This window comes from Microbulbifer sp. ABF4_107, assembly GCF_056312215.1.
On record NZ_CM149983.1, the window covers coordinates 2,834,995 to 2,851,955 of the forward strand.

General features: G+C 58.2%; 15 protein-coding genes and 1 other RNA gene. 10 read left to right on the forward strand and 6 right to left on the reverse strand.

The window, feature by feature from the left end:
• Positions 1–90 precede the first annotated feature (90 nt).
• Both dnaK and grpE read right to left on the reverse strand, forming a co-directional pair.
• The gene (gene dnaK, locus ACYX4K_RS11610; RefSeq protein ID WP_475091965.1) at positions 91–2,025 is read right to left on the reverse strand and encodes a molecular chaperone DnaK; all 1,935 of its coding nucleotides are present in this window, start codon (positions 2,023–2,025) and stop codon (positions 91–93) included.
• Between the two features lie 151 nt (positions 2,026–2,176).
• Entirely contained in the window at positions 2,177–2,782 is a 606-nt protein-coding gene (grpE, locus tag ACYX4K_RS11615) for a nucleotide exchange factor GrpE (protein WP_475091964.1), read from the reverse strand.
• A 306-nt stretch (positions 2,783–3,088) separates the two neighbouring features.
• Here grpE and recN point away from each other — a divergent pair, with 306 nt between their 5' ends.
• Positions 3,089–4,741, forward strand: a complete 1,653-nt coding sequence (gene recN, locus ACYX4K_RS11620; RefSeq protein ID WP_475091963.1) for a DNA repair protein RecN — start codon at positions 3,089–3,091, stop codon at positions 4,739–4,741.
• A 124-nt stretch (positions 4,742–4,865) separates the two neighbouring features.
• Entirely contained in the window at positions 4,866–5,459 is a 594-nt protein-coding gene (locus ACYX4K_RS11625) for a 1-acyl-sn-glycerol-3-phosphate acyltransferase (protein WP_475091962.1), read from the forward strand.
• 69 nt (positions 5,460–5,528) lie between these two features.
• On the opposite strand, the gene fur is transcribed toward ACYX4K_RS11625, so the two are convergent.
• Positions 5,529–5,939, reverse strand: coding sequence for a ferric iron uptake transcriptional regulator (gene fur / locus ACYX4K_RS11630; RefSeq protein WP_475091961.1), 411 nt, complete (start codon positions 5,937–5,939; stop codon positions 5,529–5,531).
• A gap of 297 nt (positions 5,940–6,236) precedes the next feature.
• Here fur and ACYX4K_RS11635 point away from each other — a divergent pair, with 297 nt between their 5' ends.
• Positions 6,237–6,581 carry an outer membrane protein assembly factor BamE gene (locus ACYX4K_RS11635; protein ID WP_231758265.1) on the forward strand — a complete coding sequence of 115 codons (345 nt, stop codon included), beginning with the start codon at positions 6,237–6,239 and terminating at the stop codon, positions 6,579–6,581.
• 34 nt (positions 6,582–6,615) lie between these two features.
• On the opposite strand, the gene ACYX4K_RS11640 is transcribed toward ACYX4K_RS11635, so the two are convergent.
• Both ACYX4K_RS11640 and ACYX4K_RS11645 read right to left on the reverse strand, forming a co-directional pair.
• On the reverse strand, positions 6,616–6,945 hold the full coding sequence (locus tag ACYX4K_RS11640; protein ID WP_475091960.1) for an RnfH family protein: 330 nt from the start codon (positions 6,943–6,945) through the stop codon (positions 6,616–6,618).
• Entirely contained in the window at positions 6,942–7,400 is a 459-nt protein-coding gene (locus ACYX4K_RS11645) for a type II toxin-antitoxin system RatA family toxin (protein ID WP_475091959.1), read from the reverse strand. The genes ACYX4K_RS11640 and ACYX4K_RS11645 overlap by 4 nt, the downstream gene beginning before the upstream one ends.
• 245 nt (positions 7,401–7,645) lie before the next feature.
• Between ACYX4K_RS11645 and ACYX4K_RS11650 the strand changes: the two genes are divergently transcribed.
• From ACYX4K_RS11650 to ssrA, 5 genes are all read left to right on the forward strand, one after another.
• On the forward strand, positions 7,646–9,064 hold the full coding sequence (locus ACYX4K_RS11650) for a sodium-dependent transporter (protein WP_475091958.1): 1,419 nt from the start codon (positions 7,646–7,648) through the stop codon (positions 9,062–9,064).
• A gap of 41 nt (positions 9,065–9,105) precedes the next feature.
• Positions 9,106–9,585, forward strand: a complete 480-nt coding sequence (smpB, locus tag ACYX4K_RS11655; RefSeq protein ID WP_475091957.1) for an SsrA-binding protein SmpB — start codon at positions 9,106–9,108, stop codon at positions 9,583–9,585.
• A gap of 37 nt (positions 9,586–9,622) precedes the next feature.
• Positions 9,623–10,969, forward strand: coding sequence for a sodium-dependent transporter (locus ACYX4K_RS11660; RefSeq protein WP_475091956.1), 1,347 nt, complete (start codon positions 9,623–9,625; stop codon positions 10,967–10,969).
• Between the two features lie 6 nt (positions 10,970–10,975).
• Positions 10,976–12,370: a 23S rRNA (uracil(1939)-C(5))-methyltransferase RlmD gene (rlmD, locus tag ACYX4K_RS11665; RefSeq protein ID WP_475091955.1), complete on the forward strand. Its 1,395-nt coding sequence runs from the start codon at positions 10,976–10,978 to the stop codon at positions 12,368–12,370.
• Between the two features lie 98 nt (positions 12,371–12,468).
• Positions 12,469–12,858, forward strand: a transfer-messenger RNA (tmRNA) gene (ssrA, locus tag ACYX4K_RS11670).
• Between the two features lie 201 nt (positions 12,859–13,059).
• Here ssrA and ACYX4K_RS11675 read toward each other — a convergent pair.
• The gene (locus ACYX4K_RS11675; RefSeq protein WP_475093925.1) at positions 13,060–13,776 is read right to left on the reverse strand and encodes a tRNA-uridine aminocarboxypropyltransferase; all 717 of its coding nucleotides are present in this window, start codon (positions 13,774–13,776) and stop codon (positions 13,060–13,062) included.
• A 290-nt stretch (positions 13,777–14,066) separates the two neighbouring features.
• On the opposite strand from ACYX4K_RS11675, the gene ACYX4K_RS11680 reads away from it, so the two are divergent.
• Together ACYX4K_RS11680 and rnr are read left to right on the forward strand one after the other, a co-directional pair.
• Positions 14,067–14,276: a cold-shock protein gene (locus tag ACYX4K_RS11680; RefSeq protein ID WP_043319154.1), complete on the forward strand. Its 210-nt coding sequence runs from the start codon at positions 14,067–14,069 to the stop codon at positions 14,274–14,276.
• Between the two features lie 235 nt (positions 14,277–14,511).
• Positions 14,512–16,785, forward strand: coding sequence for a ribonuclease R (gene rnr, locus ACYX4K_RS11685; RefSeq protein ID WP_475091954.1), 2,274 nt, complete (start codon positions 14,512–14,514; stop codon positions 16,783–16,785).
• Positions 16,786–16,961: the final 176 nt, after the last annotated feature.

Sequence of the window (16,961 nt, forward strand, 5' to 3'; positions counted from 1 at the left end):
CGAAAGCTCAGCCGAGCCTCCGCGCCTTTTTTTAAACCCTCCCGGAGCCAGCTCAGGGAGGGTTAGGACAAGTCGTTGACTCGTGAAGAGTTACTTGTCTTCTTTCTTGTCGTCTTTGACTTCTTCGAACTCAGCGTCCACTGCATCGTCACCGCCGGAAGACTGTGCCTGTTCGGCCTGCTCCGCGGCGGCTTCGCCGGCTTGCGCCTGCTCTGCATACATCTTCTGCGCGACAGGGCCGGAGGCTTCGGTCAGCTTGGTGGTAGCCGCTTCCATGGCCGCCTTGTCGTTGCCTTTTACCGCTTCCTCGGCTTCTGCCAGAGCGGCGTCGATTGCGGCTTTCTCTTCCGCAGTCGCCTTGTCACCGGCTTCTTCCAGAGTTTTCTTGGTGGCGGAGATCAGGCCGTCGAGGGTGTTGCGGGTGGTCACCAGCTCCTCGAACTGCTTGTCCGCTTCGGCGTTGGCCTCGGCGTCCTGTACCATTTTTTCGATCTCGTCATCGGACAGGCCGGAAGAGGCCTTGATCACGATGGACTGCTCTTTGCCAGTCGCCTTGTCTTTGGCGTGCACGTGCAGGATACCGTTGGCATCGATGTCGAAGGTTACTTCGATCTGCGGCATGCCGCGCGGTGCCGGCGGGATGTCAGCTAGGTCGAAACGACCCAGAGATTTGTTCTGTGCCGCCTGCTTGCGCTCACCCTGCACCACGTGAATGGTCACCGCAGTCTGGTTGTCGTCAGCGGTGGAGAACACCTGGGACTTTTTGGTCGGGATGGTGGTGTTCTTGTCGATCAGCGGAGTCGCCACGCCACCCATGGTTTCGATACCCAGGGTCAGCGGGGTTACGTCCAGCAGCAGTACGTCTTTCACGTCACCGCCCAGAACCGCGCCCTGAATCGCTGCACCAACGGCAACGGCTTCGTCCGGGTTCACGTCTTTACGCGGCTCTTTGCCGAAGAATTCGGTGACCTTGGACTGTACCAGCGGCATGCGGGTCTGACCGCCCACCAGGATCACTTCGTCGATACCAGAGGCAGACAGGTCGGCGTCGGCCAGAGCAGTTTTTACCGGCTCCAGGGAGCGGGTAACCAGGTCTTCTACCAGGCTTTCCAGCTTGGCGCGGGTCAGTTTCACAACCAGGTGCTTGGGACCGGTGGCGTCTGCGGTGATGTACGGCAGGTTCACTTCGGTCTGCTGGCTGGAAGACAGCTCGATCTTGGCTTTTTCTGCGGCTTCTTTCAGGCGCTGCATGGCCAGTGGGTCGCCTTTCAGGTCGATGCCCTGCTCTTTCTTAAACTGCTCTGCCAGATAGTCGATCAGGCGCAGGTCGAAGTCTTCACCACCGAGGAAGGTGTCACCGTTGGTGGACAGCACTTCAAACTGTTTCTCGCCATCGACGTCGGCGATTTCAATGATGGAGATATCGAAGGTACCACCACCCAGGTCATAAACCGCGATGGTGCGGTCACCACCGGCTTTGTCCATGCCGTAGGCCAGCGCAGCCGCAGTCGGCTCGTTGATGATGCGCTTCACGTCCAGACCGGCGATACGGCCGGCGTCTTTGGTGGCCTGGCGCTGGGAGTCGTTGAAGTAGGCCGGTACGGTGATTACCGCTGCGTCTACTTTCTCACCGAGGAAATCTTCCGCGGTTTTCTTCATTTTCTTCAGCACTTCGGCAGAAATCTGCGGCGGTGCTTTCTTGTCGCCCTTCACTTCTACCCAGGCGTCGCCGTTCTCGGCTTCAACGATGGAGTAAGGCACCATTTTGATGTCTTTCTGCACAACGTCGTCTTTGAACTTGCGACCGATCAGACGCTTTACCGCGTACAGGGTGTTGGTCGGGTTGGTGACGGACTGGCGCTTGGCGGACTGGCCCACCAGCACTTCGTTGTCGTCGGTGAATGCAACGATGGAAGGGGTGGTGCGATCGCCTTCCGCGTTTTCGATAACGCGGGCCTTGTCGCCGTCCAGTACCGCCACACAGCTGTTGGTGGTACCCAGGTCGATGCCGATGATTTTACCCATGCTCTAAATCCTCACTTTGCTGCGCGCGCCGCTGCTCTGTTCTGTGTGGCCGGGCGCTGCGCTGTTTAATTCGGTTGCCTGCTTATATTGGTGCCGCCGTTCACATTTCAAGGGCGGCGCCACAGGGTTTCTGGTGAAAAAGCGAAAGGCCTTACGGCGCTTTGCTGACAACCACCATCGCCGGGCGCACCAGGCGGCCGTTCAGGCGGTAGCCTTTCTGGAAGCAGTCCAGAACCGTGTTTGGCTCCACATCCGGGTTGGGCACCTGGGTCATAGCCTGGTGCAGTTCCGGATCGAAGGGCTCGCCCGCCGGGTCGATCACTTCCACACCGGACTTGACCAGGGTGTCGATGAAAGACTTCTGGGTCAGCTCGATGCCTTCCACCACCGCCTTTTGCGCTTCATCTTCACCATCGATGGTGGAGAGGGCGCGCTCCAGGTTATCCACCACCGGCAGCAGCTCTTTGATCAGCTTCTCTACGCCGAATTTGTGGGCCTTTTCCACATCCTGCTGGGCGCGGCGGCGGGCGTTCTGCACCTCGGCCTGGGCGCGCAGCACCATATCTTTGTGGTCCGCCAGTTGCTGGTGCAGGGAAGCGATCTCTTCTTCCAGTGCACTGTCACTGCCAGCCAGCTCTTCCGCCAGCGCTTCTTCTGCGGCTTGCTGCTCTTCGGCGCTCGGGGTTTCCACCTCGGCGGCCTGCTCTGCCTGATCGCCAGTCTCGATCTGCTCTTCTTCGCTGCGCTCTTTGGCCACTGCTTTCTCCGTCTGTGTCCGTCGGACAACTGCCAATTGGTCAAAATGGGAACACACCGGCAGCGGGGACGCCGCGGGTGAGGATGGCTATATGGGGGCAGCGGTGGCCACTTCAAGTAATTCCGCCAGGGATCCGCGCCGGGCAGGCCATTGGGCCGGGATAATGTCGCAACCTGTGGGCGACTATGTTAGCGGCCTCGTTGATTGCCTCGCAATTAGCCCCCGGGGTGATTGAAACCCCCTGGACAAATACTGTATAAACAACCACTACTGAATCACCAATCTAACAACGGCGATCACATTCCCATGTTGCTGCATCTGTCTATCAGTCAGTTCACCCTGGTCGACCAGCTGGAGCTGGAATTTGGCCCGGGCACCAGCACCCTCACCGGAGAGACCGGCGCGGGCAAGTCCATTACCCTCGATGCCCTGGGCCTGGCGCTGGGCGACCGCGGCAACGGCGAGCTGGTCCGAGCCGGCGCCAAGCGCGCCGACATCCACGCCACCTTCGATATCAGTGCGCATCAAGACGCCCGCTCCTGGCTGGAAGAACAGGAGATGGACGCCGGGCGCGAAGTAATCCTGCGCCGCACCATCAGTGCCGACGGCCGCTCCCGCGCCTATATCAATGGCCAGCCGGTCACCCTGATGCAGTTGCGCACCCTGGGCGAACAACTGATCGATATCCACAGCCAGCACGAACACCAGTCACTGCTGAAGAAAGACACCCACCGCCGCCTGCTGGACGAATACGCCCACGCCGAGGCGCAGAGCGCCGAAGTGCGCATTCACTACAAAACCTGGCAGGACCAGTATCGCCGCTACCGCAAACTGGCAGACAGCGCCGAGGAAACCCAGGCCCGCCGCGACCTGCTGGAATACCAGCTAGAAGAGCTGGAACAGCTGCACCTGAAACCAAACGAGCTGGAGGAGCTGGAAAGCGAGCAGCGCCAGCTGGCCAATGCCGGTGACATCCTGAACGGCAGCTATCAACTGGCTGCGCTGCTGAACGGCGGTGAGGGCGATATCGCCGAGCAACTGCACCGCGCCCTGCAGCTGGTGGGCGCCATGCCGGAACAGAGCCCGGCGCTCGCCGAAGTCGCGCAGATGCTCGACAGCGCGCGTATCCAGATCGACGAGGCCGGCAGCACCCTGTCCCGGCATATCGACCGTTTTGAGATGGACCCGGAGCGGCTGGCGGAAGTGGAAGAGCGCCTGTCCGCCATCTACTCCATCGCCCGCAAACACCGGATCCAGCCGGATCAGCTGCCGGAACTGCAACAGCAGTGGCAGCAGGAACTGGAAGAAATCGGCGCGGTGGATGCCCTGGACAAGCTGGCTGGCGAGTGCGAACGGCTGGAGCAGGACTTCCGCAAAGCCGCCGGCAAGCTCAGCAAACTGCGCACCGCAGCTGCGAAAAAGCTGGCGGATGCGGTAAACAGCCAGCTGGCGGATCTCGCCATGCCCCACGCGCGGGTGGAGTTGGCACTCACATCACTGGAAAAGCCCACCGCCACCGGCCTGGAAGAAGTGGAGATACTCATCGCCACCAACCCCGGCCAAGCCCCGCGGGCACTGGGAAAGATCGCCTCCGGTGGCGAGCTGTCCCGGGTCAGCCTGGCGATTCAGGTGGTCACCGCGCAGACCTCGCGCACCCCCACCCTGGTATTCGACGAGGTGGATGTGGGTATCGGCGGCGCCACCGGCGATGTGGTGGGCAAGCTGCTGCGCCAACTGGGCGAGCGCGGCCAGGTAATCTGCGTGACCCATCTGGCCCAGGTGGCCGCCCGCGCGCATCGCCAGTACCTGGTGGAGAAGCACAGTGACGGAGAAGCGGCCTTTGTGGCCCTGCGGGAGCTGAAAGATGCCGAGCGCAGTGTGGAAGTCGCACGCATGCTGGGTGGCGAGCCCACCGCACAATCCCTGGCGCACGCCGAGGAGATGTTGGCGCGAGCCTGACCGGGGTCTAGCTGAGGCCGAAATTGACCGAAAGTGGCGGCAGATTCACTTTATACTGCCGCGTCCAAACCCAGGCCCCACTGGGGATACAACTACACTGTCGGGCAAAGAACTCGGTCTCACTATGCAAACCACCATATTCAACACCCCAATCCTCACTCCCTGCCTGCGCCTGCTCGCGCGCCTGCTGCTCAAATTGCACGGCTGGAAGGTGGTCGCCGACGAACGCGCACTGAAGCTGAAGAAGTACGTGATGCTGGCGGCCCCACACACCTCCAACTGGGATGGCTATTTCTTTATCCTCGCCGCGCTGAAGCTGAAGGTGAACCCCCAGTGGATGGGCAAAGACAAACTGTTCCAGTTTCCTCTGGGTGGCACCATGCGCTGGTTTGGCGGTATTGCGGTGGACCGCAGCAAGGCCAATAACCTGGTGGAAGCCACCATCAATCAGTACAAGGTGCGGGACGAATTGGTGATCGCAGTGCCGCCGGAAGGCACGCGCGGCAAGGCGGAGCGCTGGAAAACCGGCTTCTACCACATTGCCCGCGGCGCGGCGGTACCGGTGGTATGCGGCTTTATCGATTTCGCGCGCAAGGAAGCCGGGCTCGGCCCCGCGATGGAAATGGGGGAAAACCTGGCCAGGGAACTGGCGCGGTTTGGTGAGTTCTACGCAACCAAGACCGGGAAATACCCCAGCGATTACACCCCACCGGTGTGATTGGCAGACATGAAAAAGGGGAGCATAGGCTCCCCTTTTTCATGTCAGGCGCAGCGACGCTCGTCGCTATCAGCCTTCTTTCTTCTTCACATACAGCACCAGGCTGTGGCCGGTCAGCTCGTAGCCGTGCTCTTCGGCAATCTGGTGCTGAAGCTCTTCGATCTGCTCGTTGTGGAACTCAATCACCTTGCCGGAATCGGTGCACACCATGTGGTCGTGGTGGTCGCCGCGGTCCAGCTCGAATACGGAGTGGCCGCCATCAAAGTTGTGGCGCATCACCAGGCCGGCGCTCTCAAACTGGGTCAGTACCCGGTAAACAGTGGCCAAACCGACGTCTTCGCCAGCCTCCAGCAGCATCTTGTACACATCCTCAGCGCTCAGATGCTGTTCACTGGCGCTCTCGAGCAGCTGCAGAATTTTTACACGCGGCAGGGTGACCTTGAGGCCAGCCTTGCGCAGTTCCTGATTTTCGTTCGACATGTGTATTCAGATTCCGGATGTGTTTTCTCTATCGGTGTTTCGCCTGTTGGCAGGCGAATAGTTCGGGTATTATCCACGCCCAGTGTGGACAGCGAAACCCCAACCGCTGAAATCGCCAACTGTGCCGCGAGGGGATCCGGTGAGGAATCTTCCGCAGATGCGGGAACTTAATTGCCCGAATGGCGACTATTCTGTGTTGGGGCCGGGCGCTGGACGCCCGGGCCACAAGCCCCACCTGAACACCCTCGTCAGGTCGGGGGCCGTTAAGGAACCATAAAAATCCAGATGGAGCATTCAATGCCATCAGTTGTACGTATTCTGCTGATCGCCGGGCTGGTTAGCCTGGTTACCGGTTGCAGCCTGTTCAAATTCCCCGGCGTGCACCGCATTCAGGTTCAGCAGGGCAATATCATCACCCAGGAGATGGTCGACAAACTGCAACCGGGTATGACCCGCCGTCAGGTACGCTTCGTGCTGGGCACCCCGCTGGTTGAGGACACCTTCAACCCCAACCGCTGGGACTACATCAACCGTGTGCGCAGCCCCAAAGGGGAAGAGACCCAGCAGCGTTTCACCGTCTATTTCAATGGCGACCAGTTGATCGAAACCAGCGGCGACTGGCAGCCGGCCAACTGGCCCTGAACACCCCCAGCTTCCCGGACCGGAGCGAACCGCGTCAGCCGCCCTCGGCCTGACGCTTCGCCTTCGCCGCCCGCTGCTTGCGCGCCTCTTTGGGGTCGGCAATCAACGGGCGGTACACTTCTACCCGGTCTCCCGGCTGCAAAACATACTCCGCGGCCACCGCCAACCCCTTGGTGCCAAGCGCCTGGCCAAATATCCCGAGTTTCGCAGTTGCCGGATCCACTTCCGGGTATTCCCGCGGTATACCCGACAGCTCCAGCGCCTGCAGCGCCGTAGTACCCGGTTCCACCAGCAGGCTCATCAGGCGCTGCTCGTGGGGCAACGCATAAACCACTTCTACGGCGATGGTTTTCTGCTTGGTCATCCGTTCTCTCCATTCGTTCCGTTCTTCTCATAGACCTGCTTCGCCCGCTCGCACATGGCATCCACCATCTGGTTGGCAATTCCGCTAAACAGCTTGCCGACCGCGGCACCCAGCAACCGGTTCTCCACGCTAAACGACAGCGCAAAGGCCACCTTGCAGGCATTTTCGGCCAACGGGGTAAAAGTCCAGCAACCATTGAAACTGCTGAACGGTCCGTCCACCAGCACCAGCTCCATCTTATCCGGGCGCTGCAATCGGTTGCGGGTGGTAAAGCTCTGGCTGATACCCGCCCGGCACAGGTCCAGCCGCGCCTCCAGGGTTTCTTCGTCCCGGTGCAGCACTTCCGCCCCGCGACAGCCCGGTAAAAACTGCGGGTAACTCGCCACATCGTTGACCAGGTCAAACATCTGTTCCGCGCTGTACATTACCAGCGCGCTGCGCTCAATTTTTGTCATCGGTCAAGCTTTATTCATCATTTAAGGATTGCCCCACGGAGGCGGATTTCTTGCCTATCCTGTGTGGCGAGGGCAATTTTCGCCCGCGACGCTACTCAAGGCGGATAAATCCTGCAACAATCGGTTTTTATCTGCCCGGTTGTTCCGGGCCCGAAAGTGTTAAAAAGTCCGGCCGCCAACCTCATATCCAGCGGCCAGGGCCGCAATCATTCAGACGACAAGAATAAAAGGCAAGCGAGAAACCTATGTCTGCAGCTCGAGAACATTTCGGATCCCGCATCGGGTTTATCCTGGCCGCCGCCGGCTCCGCGGTCGGCATTGGCAACCTGGTCGCTTTCCCGGTGGCCGCCACCAAAAGCGGGGGTGGCGCCTTCCTGCTGGTTTACGCCCTGTTTGTATTCCTGATCTGCCTGCCGGTGATGATGGCGGAGCTGGCACTCGGCCGCAAAACCGATAAAGACCCGGTGGGTGCCTATCGCCAGCTTTCCGGCAGCTCTAAACTCTGGCGTATCCCCGGCTGGCTGGCGCTCATCACCCCATTTATGATCGCGGTATTCTATATGGTGGTCACCGTATGGGTCCTCGGGTATCTGGTCGAGATCTTCAAGGGCAACCTGACCAGTCTCACCACCGAAGCCTATTTCGGCGAGTTCATCAATTCCAAGACCGTGTTCTTCTACCTGATCGCGCTGATGCTGATGATCAATGGCGTGCTTTCCATGGGTGTAAAAGACGGTATCGAGCGCGCGGCCAAGACGCTGATGCCGCTGCTGTTTGTGATGCTGCTGGTGCTGGTGCTGTTTGTCCTGACCCGCGAGAACGCCATGATCGGGGTGAAGTACTACCTGATTCCCGACTTTTCCAAGTTGAGTGGCGAGGTCATCAGCAAGGCCATGGCACAGGCCTTCTTCTCGCTGTCCCTCGGCATGGGCATTATGATCACCTACGGCTCCTATATGAAAAAGCGGGACTCCATCCCCGGTTCCGCCAAGGCCGTGGCCCTGACCGACACCATGGTCGCGTTTACCGCGGGCCTGTTGATTCTGCCAAGTATCTTCCACTTCAACCCGCAGATTGATACCGCCTCCCTGAGCGACTCCTCTGCCGGTATGATCTTCCTATTCCTGCCGAAGATCTTCCTCTCTCTCCAGGACAGCATCGGCTACACCGGCGCGAGCATATTTGCCGCGGCGTTCTTTTTCCTGGTCTTTGTGGCGGCACTCACTTCGCTGGTTTCCATCATTGAAGTGCCCATCGCCACTCTGCGTGACGAGCGCGGTATGACTCGCAAAAAGGCCATTTACACCGTAGCGGCAGTGCAGCTGATCCTCGCCGCGTGCTGTGCCATGTCCTTTGGCATGGCGGACTGGCTGACCCAGTTTGTCAGCCTTGCCGGCAGTGATAAATCCTTCTTCGATCTGGTAGAAATCGTGTTTTACGATACCATCCTGCCCCTGAATGGCCTGCTGGTATGTATCTTCGTGATCTACAAGTGGAAGCGGGCCAATTTCGACCAGGAGCTACACGAGGGCGATACCAGCTTTGCAGGCTCTCTCTCACAGAAATATGTAAACTTCGCCCTCGGGACCTTTATCCCGGCAATTCTGCTGTTGATCTTTATCAACACCGTTGCGCTGAAGTTTTTCGGCTCCAGCATTCTCTAAAAGACACGACATTCGCCTGACAAAGGCACACAGAAGTATTCATGGCAAAAAAGAAAAAGGCCCCGTCCTCAAACACCATCGCCCTCAACAAGAAGGCCAAGCACGATTATTTTATCGAGGAGAAGTTTGAGGCGGGCATGGAACTGCAGGGCTGGGAAGTCAAATCCTGCCGCGAAGGCAAGGCTCAGCTCACCGACAGCTACGTACTGTTCAAAGACGGCCAGGCCTGGCTGCTGGGCGCGCGGGTCCAGCCGCTGCCCAGCGCCTCCACCCACTTTGTCACCGATCCGGATCGCACCCGCCGCCTACTGCTGAACAAGCGCGAGATTGCCAAGCTGGTCGCCGCAGTGAATCAGAAAGGCTATGCCTGTGTGTGTACCGCCATTTACTGGAAGAAACACCTGATCAAATGCGAGATCGCACTGGCGAAAGGTAAGGCCAGCCACGACAAACGCGAAACCCTGAAGGAACGGGACTGGAACCGCCAGAAGCAGCGGCTGATGCGCACGGACAATCGCTGATTCCCCCTCAACAGAAGAATAACGACGAGATTCACCAATGAGTGCACCGCGAGGACAGTTCAGTTCCAATTTCGGCTTTCTGATGGCCGCAGCCGGCTCCGCCGTAGGCCTGGGTAATATCTGGGGCTTCCCCACCAATGTGGCCGCCAACGGTGGCGCCGCCTTTGTGATGGTCTACCTGCTGCTGGCCTTTATGCTGGCCTACCCGGTATTGATGGCGGAACTCGCCATCGGCCGCCACGCCCGCAGCAATATGGTGAAAGCCCTGCGCGGTATCTCCACCGGCCCGGTGAGCCGCGGCGTGGGCACACTGGCGGGCTTCGGTGGTATCGCCGTTGCCTCACTGATTCTCAGCTTTTACGCCATCGTCGCCGGCTGGATGGTGGCGCACCTGGCAGATCCCTTCGCCACCCTTGTAGGTGCGACTGATACCGCGAGCTGGCTCACCGGTGACAGCACCACCCGCAACTTCACCTTTACCGCCATCTTCAGTGGCCTCACCATGCTGATTATTGCCAGTGGCGTTGAGAAAGGTATCGAACGCTGGTCGACCCTACTGATGCCAGCCCTGATTGTTCTTTTGCTACTGCTGATCGTGTACGTACTCACTCAGCCCGGTGCCATGCAGGGTCTGGAAGCCTATCTAATTCCCGATTTCAGCAAGCTGTCTCCGCAACTTCTGCTGTCTGCCATGGGCCAGGCATTCTTCTCGCTTTCTCTGGGTGTGGGCACCATGTTGATCTACGGCTCCTACCTCAGCAAACAGGAAAGTCTGCCGCGCCTGGGTGCGCTGGTGACCCTGATCGATGTGGGCATCGCGTTCACCGCCGGCCTGTTGATTCTGCCGGCCATGTACGTGGCACAGGAAGCGGGTACCCAGATCTTCTCCGAAGCGGGCGACCTGATTGCCGGCCCCGGCCTGATCCTGCAGGTACTGCCCGCCCTATTCGACACCATGGGCACCAGCGGCCTGTTTGTCGCCATCGCCTTCTTTGCCCTGATGGTCATCGCCTCCCTCACCTCCTCCATTTCGATGCTCGAAGTACCGGTGGCCTTTTCCATCGAGAACCTGGGACTCAAGCGCAAGCCCGCCACCCTGATGATGGGCGCGATCATTTTTGCCATCAGCACCCTGATCATTTTCAACTTCGAAGCACTGTTTGGACTGGTGATCTCCATCAGCACCGAATACGGTCAGCCACTGCTGGGCGTCGCGCTGTGCGTATTTGCTGGCTGGATCTGGCGCCGCGACCAGCTACTGGCAGAACTTCAGGAAGGTCACCCGGGTATCGAGAACACCCTGTTCTGGAAGATCTGGCCCTGGTACGTGCGCATTGTCTGCCCGCTGCTGATCCTCGCCGCGTTTGCGCAAACCGTGCTGTAAGCACCCATGCCAGCCAGAAAACCGCCCTCGTTCGTCCGCAACCGCACCGCCAACGGCAAGCGCCCCGGGAAACCGAAACCCGTGCAGGGCACGCCGGAGCTGGATATCGAGCGCTTCAGCCACGAGGTGCGCGGTATCGCACGCTACAACGGCAAAACCGTGTTTGTGGATAACGCACTGCCGGGGGAGAAGGTACGCGCACGCTTTACCGCGCAGCGCGCCAAATTTGATGAGGCGGTGGCGGTAGAAATCCTCGAGCCATCTGCAGACCGCTTGTCGCCACCCTGCCCCCACGCGGAGGTATGCGGAGGCTGTGCGCTGCAACAGATGACTCCCGAGGCACAGATCCAGGCCAAACAGCAGATACTCCTGGACCAGCTGCAGCGCTTTGCCAAGGCCGTTCCGGAACAGGTCATTCCGCCCCTGACCGGCGCAACCCTGGGCTACCGCCACAAGGCGCGCCTGGGCGTGCGTTTTGTAAAACCCAAGAGCGGAGGCAAGCCGCAGCTGGTGCTCGGGTTCCGGGAAAAGGGCTCCAACGAACTCACCGAGATCGACCAGTGCCTGGTACTTCCCACGTCCGCCTCGGCACTGATCCCGGGATTAAAGGAAACCGTTCTGCAGTGCGAAGGTCGCCGGGCAATTTCGCATATCGAAATTGCGGTCGGTGATGACCATACCGCCCTTGTGATCCGACACCTGCAACCGCTTTCCGCGAGCGACCTGGCACACTGGCGCGCATTCGCAGAATCCCACGATCTTCACCTGTACCTGCAGGGGGAGGCGGGCGACGACAGCACCCGTAAGGTCTGGCCGGAATCCGGTCCCGATCGCCTGAGTTACGGACTGCCCGCATTCGACCTGAAACTGGATTTTCATCCCCAGGACTTTATCCAGGTCAACTTCGACATCAACCGGCAGATGGTTTCCCACGCCCTCGAACTGCTCGACATGCAATCGGAGGACCGGGTGCTGGATCTGTTCTGCGGCCTCGGCAACTTCACCCTGCCCCTGGCCACTCGCGCCAGGGAAGTGGTTGCCGTAGAAGGTCTGTTATCGCTCACCCAGCGCGGCCGCGAAAACGCCGAGGCGAACGGACTGACCAATATCCAGTTCCAGGCCGCCGACCTCAACGCCGACTTCACCCGCAGCCCCTGGGCCCGCGGCGGCTTCGACCGCATCCTGCTGGACCCACCGCGCAACGGCGCCCTCGAAGTGGTGCGCAATATCCGCCACTTCAACGCCAAAGCCATCCTCTACATCTCCTGCAACCCCGCCACCCTGGCCCGGGACGCCGGGGAACTTCTGCAGGCCGGCTACCGTCTAAGCAAAGCGGGCGTAATGGACATGTTCCCCCACACCACCCATGTGGAGTCCATCGCCCTGTTCGAAAAGGCCTGAACCGGCGGTCAAACTTTTTTGAGTCACGTCTATTGTGACAATCCGGCTTCAGGTATAATGATCGATACGCAAACGTGCTTTAGCACTGAGCAGAATTCGGGGATGACTTGGATTCGACGCCGGTGACAAAACCATGGGTGCATGCCGTGAGGGTAGCGAATCACGTAAATCCAAAGCTGCATTTTATTAGTTGCCAACGACGACAACTACGGTGCCGCTCTGGCTGCGTAAGCAGCCCGTAAAGCACTAACTAAGGGTTCGTCCCTTAGCGGCCTTTAGCAAGGTTCCAGTACCGCGCTGAAAGCTGTTATACAGAACTGGATCGCCGTGAAACTTATCTGAGGTGGATCGGTTAAAACTTTTTCAGAATCGTCTTCTACGTCCTGCCCGTTGGGCTGTAGCGGATTAAATTAATTAACGGATCTAAGCATGTAGAGCCTCTGGCGGAGTGCTGACGGACGCGGGTTCGACTCCCGCCATCTCCACCAAACAAAAAAGCCCGCAACCGAAAGGTTGCGGGCTTTTTTGTTTGGCCGAGTTGACGCGAGTGGAACGCAAAGCGCCGGGTTCGATCAACGCGCGACACGCGCGTTAAGACAGCCGCAGGGGTGAGGAGCGCAGCGACGAATCACGCCCGCCATGGAAGCTTACAGCTAGCCCCCCAATACCGGCACTGGAAAAGTGCTGTACTAACCTGCAGCCCCCCGCAGAAAATCATGACTCTCCCCCAACTCCGGCGCACAACACCCCCGCGTCGCCAGATAATGCTGATTAAACACCGAAAAATAATGCTGCAGAGTAAGCGCTGGCTGCTCCTCTCCAGCCAGCAGTAAACAACTGATCGCCGCTTCTGCTGTCGAAAATCGGTGATCCCTTCCAGACTCCCTGACCGCATAGGATCGCACCAGCGATTTGGGCAGGCTCAGGCAGGGAACATCATCCAGCCAGCGGCTTAGGCCGATCATACGGCTGCACTGCTTCCAGGTACCGTCCAAAAGAATCAGCGTGGTTTTCTTTTCACTCGGTGGAATTTCCTGCACCACGTTTCGCGAGCAGTTTTCAGTGCCGTCTGCTGGGAATACCACAAGGCAATTGCGTTCGGGATCTTGCAGGATATCCGTTAAATCCTGCGGTGCTTCGAGACGATTCCACAGAAAGACCTGTGTGCTGGGAAAGACATCCACAATCAGCCGGCCGGTATTGGTCGGCTTGAACAATTCCTTGCGGTGCATCAGCAATACAAAATCCAGATTGCTTTCCGCCACTGGTCGCCACGCACACATACAGGCGAATTCCCCCATCTGGCAGCTGGCGCAGCGCCGCACGTTTTTGCCTTTGGCGAGAAAAGGTTTGGTGGATTTTGCGAGTTCTCGCTCTCGCAGGCGGGTATATGGGGTGCTATGCATAAAAAATAATTTCAAACTACGCTGCCGAGGGCCCCTGACTGTTGCGTCAAATGACGCTTCAGCGCTCAAAGCCCTGCATTTACTCACTGGGACGTAAATATCTCGAAATTCTTTGACTTGTTCGACCGGCGGGCCTACAGTGGAGTCAGTTAAAAAGTAAGCCTCCCGTTTAAATCCTCAGTTTCGTCGTAGCAGTTCTTCTTCGTCCTGTAGCATCTAAATTCAAGTCTTTATTTTTGCTATTCATGCCTAATGAAGGCGTACCCTTTTTTTGTTTACAGGAAATGATCATGTCCAACACTACTACCGGTACCGTCAAATGGTTTAACGAGACCAAAGGCTTTGGCTTTATCGAGCAGCAGTCTGGCCCCGACGTCTTCGCACATTTCAGTGCGATTGCGAGCTCCGGATTCAAAACACTGACCGAAGGCCAGAAGGTCGAGTTCTCCGTAACTCAGGGTCCCAAAGGCCCGCAAGCTGAAAATATCGTTTGCGCCTGACCCCTCTGCCATGGCGCGGCCTGACCGCGCCTGTTGGGGCGCCTTCTTCGGCACCCCAACCTGAGCGACGATGTCCATAATTGATACAGACTGATTGTCACTGACAATTACCGACTCAACTCCTGTTGAGCGATTTCCGCCAATCTGACTTGCCAAGTAACACCTGATTTACCTCCCGCATTTTTCAAGTTCTTACCTAGCACCAACTTCCTGGCGGTTTCTACTAGAGCAAACTATGCGAAAGACCCCAGTGGCCGCGTTTGATCCGGCCGACAAAGAAAAGTACAGCAATCCGATTCCAACCCGCGCGTTTATCATGAGCTTACTGGAGAACAGCCAGAAGGCACTCAACCGCGATCAGTTGGCCCAGGCTCTCCAGCTCTCCGACCCCGACCAAAAAGAAGCCTTACGCCGTCGACTACGCGCCATGGAGCGAGATGGTCAGGTGCTGTGGGACCGTCACAAGGGATACCGTCTGGTAAATCCAGATGAACTCATCAGCGGCCGGGTCATCGGCCACGCGGACGGGTTCGGCTTCGTCAAAAGCGATGCATCCCCCGAAGACCTGTTTTTACCGGACGACGAAATGCTGACGGTATTTGACGGCGACCAGGTACAGGTGCGCATCAGTGGCGAAGATCGCCGCGGACGTAAAACCGGGACAATTATACGGGTACTGGAACGCAATACACATAAATTGATCGGGCGACTACACCAGGAGGAAGACCAATACTTTCTCAAGCCGGAAAATAGCCGCATCGCCCACGAGATTGATCTCGACGCCAGCCAGTTGATGGGGGCGACTCCGGGGCAATACATTGCGGTAGATATTATCGATTTCCCCACTTATCGCTACAACGCGTTCGGAAAGATCAGCGAAGTTATCGGCGACGCCATGGCTCCGGGTATGGAGATCGACATCGCCATCCGCAGCCACGGAATACCGTACATCTGGCCACCGGCAGCGGCACAAGAAGCGCTGCAGCTTGGTGACAGAGTACCTGAAAGTGACAAGCAGCATCGCGTAGATTTACGCCAGCTGCCATTTGTCACTATCGATGGCGAAGACGCCAGAGACTTTGATGATGCCGTTTACTGCGAGAAAGCAGATACTGGCCACTGGCGCCTGTTCGTAGCCATCGCCGACGTATCCCACTATGTGAAACCGGACAGTCCCCTAGACAAAGAGGCGCAACACCGCGCTACCTCTGTCTACTTTCCCGGACGCGTGGTGCCCATGCTGCCGGAGTCCCTCTCCAATGGCCTCTGCTCACTGAATCCGCGGGTGGATAGACTGGTGATGGTGTGCGAGATGACCATCGACAGGCACGGCAAGCTGGTAAACTATACCTTTTCCGAAGGTGTCATCCACTCCCACGCCCGGCTTACCTACCAGCAAGTAAACGCTTTTATTACTTCCCCGGCGTCCATGAACGGGGAAGCTCCCCACAACCACCCACTGAAAAATGTGGCCGCTCCGGTCCGGGCACTGCACCAGCTGTATGGCGTACTGAAAAAAGCGCGGGAGAAACGCGGTGCGATGGATTTTGAAAAATCAGAAGTACGCTTTGCGTTTACCAGCGACCGAAAAATTGACCGGATTATTCCTGTAGTCCGAAACGATGCGCACAAGATGATCGAAGAGTTCATGCTGAGTGCAAATGTGGCTACGGCAGACTTCCTGAAGCGGGAGAAGATCCCAGCTCTGTTCAGGGTACACGCTGGACCGCGGGACAAGAAACTGGCTCTGCTGAGGGATTTTCTTGCCGCCAAAGGTCTAAAGCTGGGTGGCGGGGATAAACCTTCACCTGCGCACTACGACCAGATACTCAAAAGCATCGCGGACCGCAATGACGCCCAGATCATACGTACCATGTTACTGCGCTCCCTGAGCCAGGCGGAATACAGCGCGGCCAATAGCGGGCACTTCGGTCTGGCTTATCCGGCATATACGCACTTTACCTCGCCAATCCGCCGCTATCCTGACTTGCTGGTGCACCGGGCCATCCGTTTCGTGATCCGTTCGCAAAATGATCGCCCCCTGCTACGTCGCCTGTCGCAGTTCTTTAAAGGCCGCTCTGCAAATCCCATTCGTCGCTTTGCGAGCGCTCCCATCCTGGATCGTGCGACGGCTTACCCTTACCCGAAATCCTCTGTCACTTCTCTCGCCTCACATTGCTCCCAGGCTTCGCGCCGCGCGGATAAGGCCAGCTGGGATGTGGACGCCTGGCTCAAGTGCGAATATATGCAGGATTTTATCGGCGAGACCTTCCAGGGTGTGGTCAGCAGTGTGATGAATTTCGGCCTGTTTGTAGAAATTGAAGAAACTCAGGTGGAGGGACTTATTCATATCTCGGCACTGACTAAAGATTACTACCACTATGATGCCGGTCAGCAGCGCCTGCGCGGCGAGCGCAACAAAGCAGGTTTCGGTATCGGCGACACCGTGCGAGTGCGCGTCGTTCGGGTGGATATGGAACGCCGTAAAATTGAATTCGCACTTGCCTAGGGAATCTCTGATCAAGACCGGAATGCCTCTGTGTGACCTGAAGGCAGTGGCTGGTGGGCACAGCTCGCGGTGAATGGCTAGCCCTTTACAAGAGCTGCAACTGCCTGGCGCCATTTACTCATGGCGCCCAAGCAGCCACCTCCAGTCACCAATTTCCCTGCAACTTCCCTTCCTGC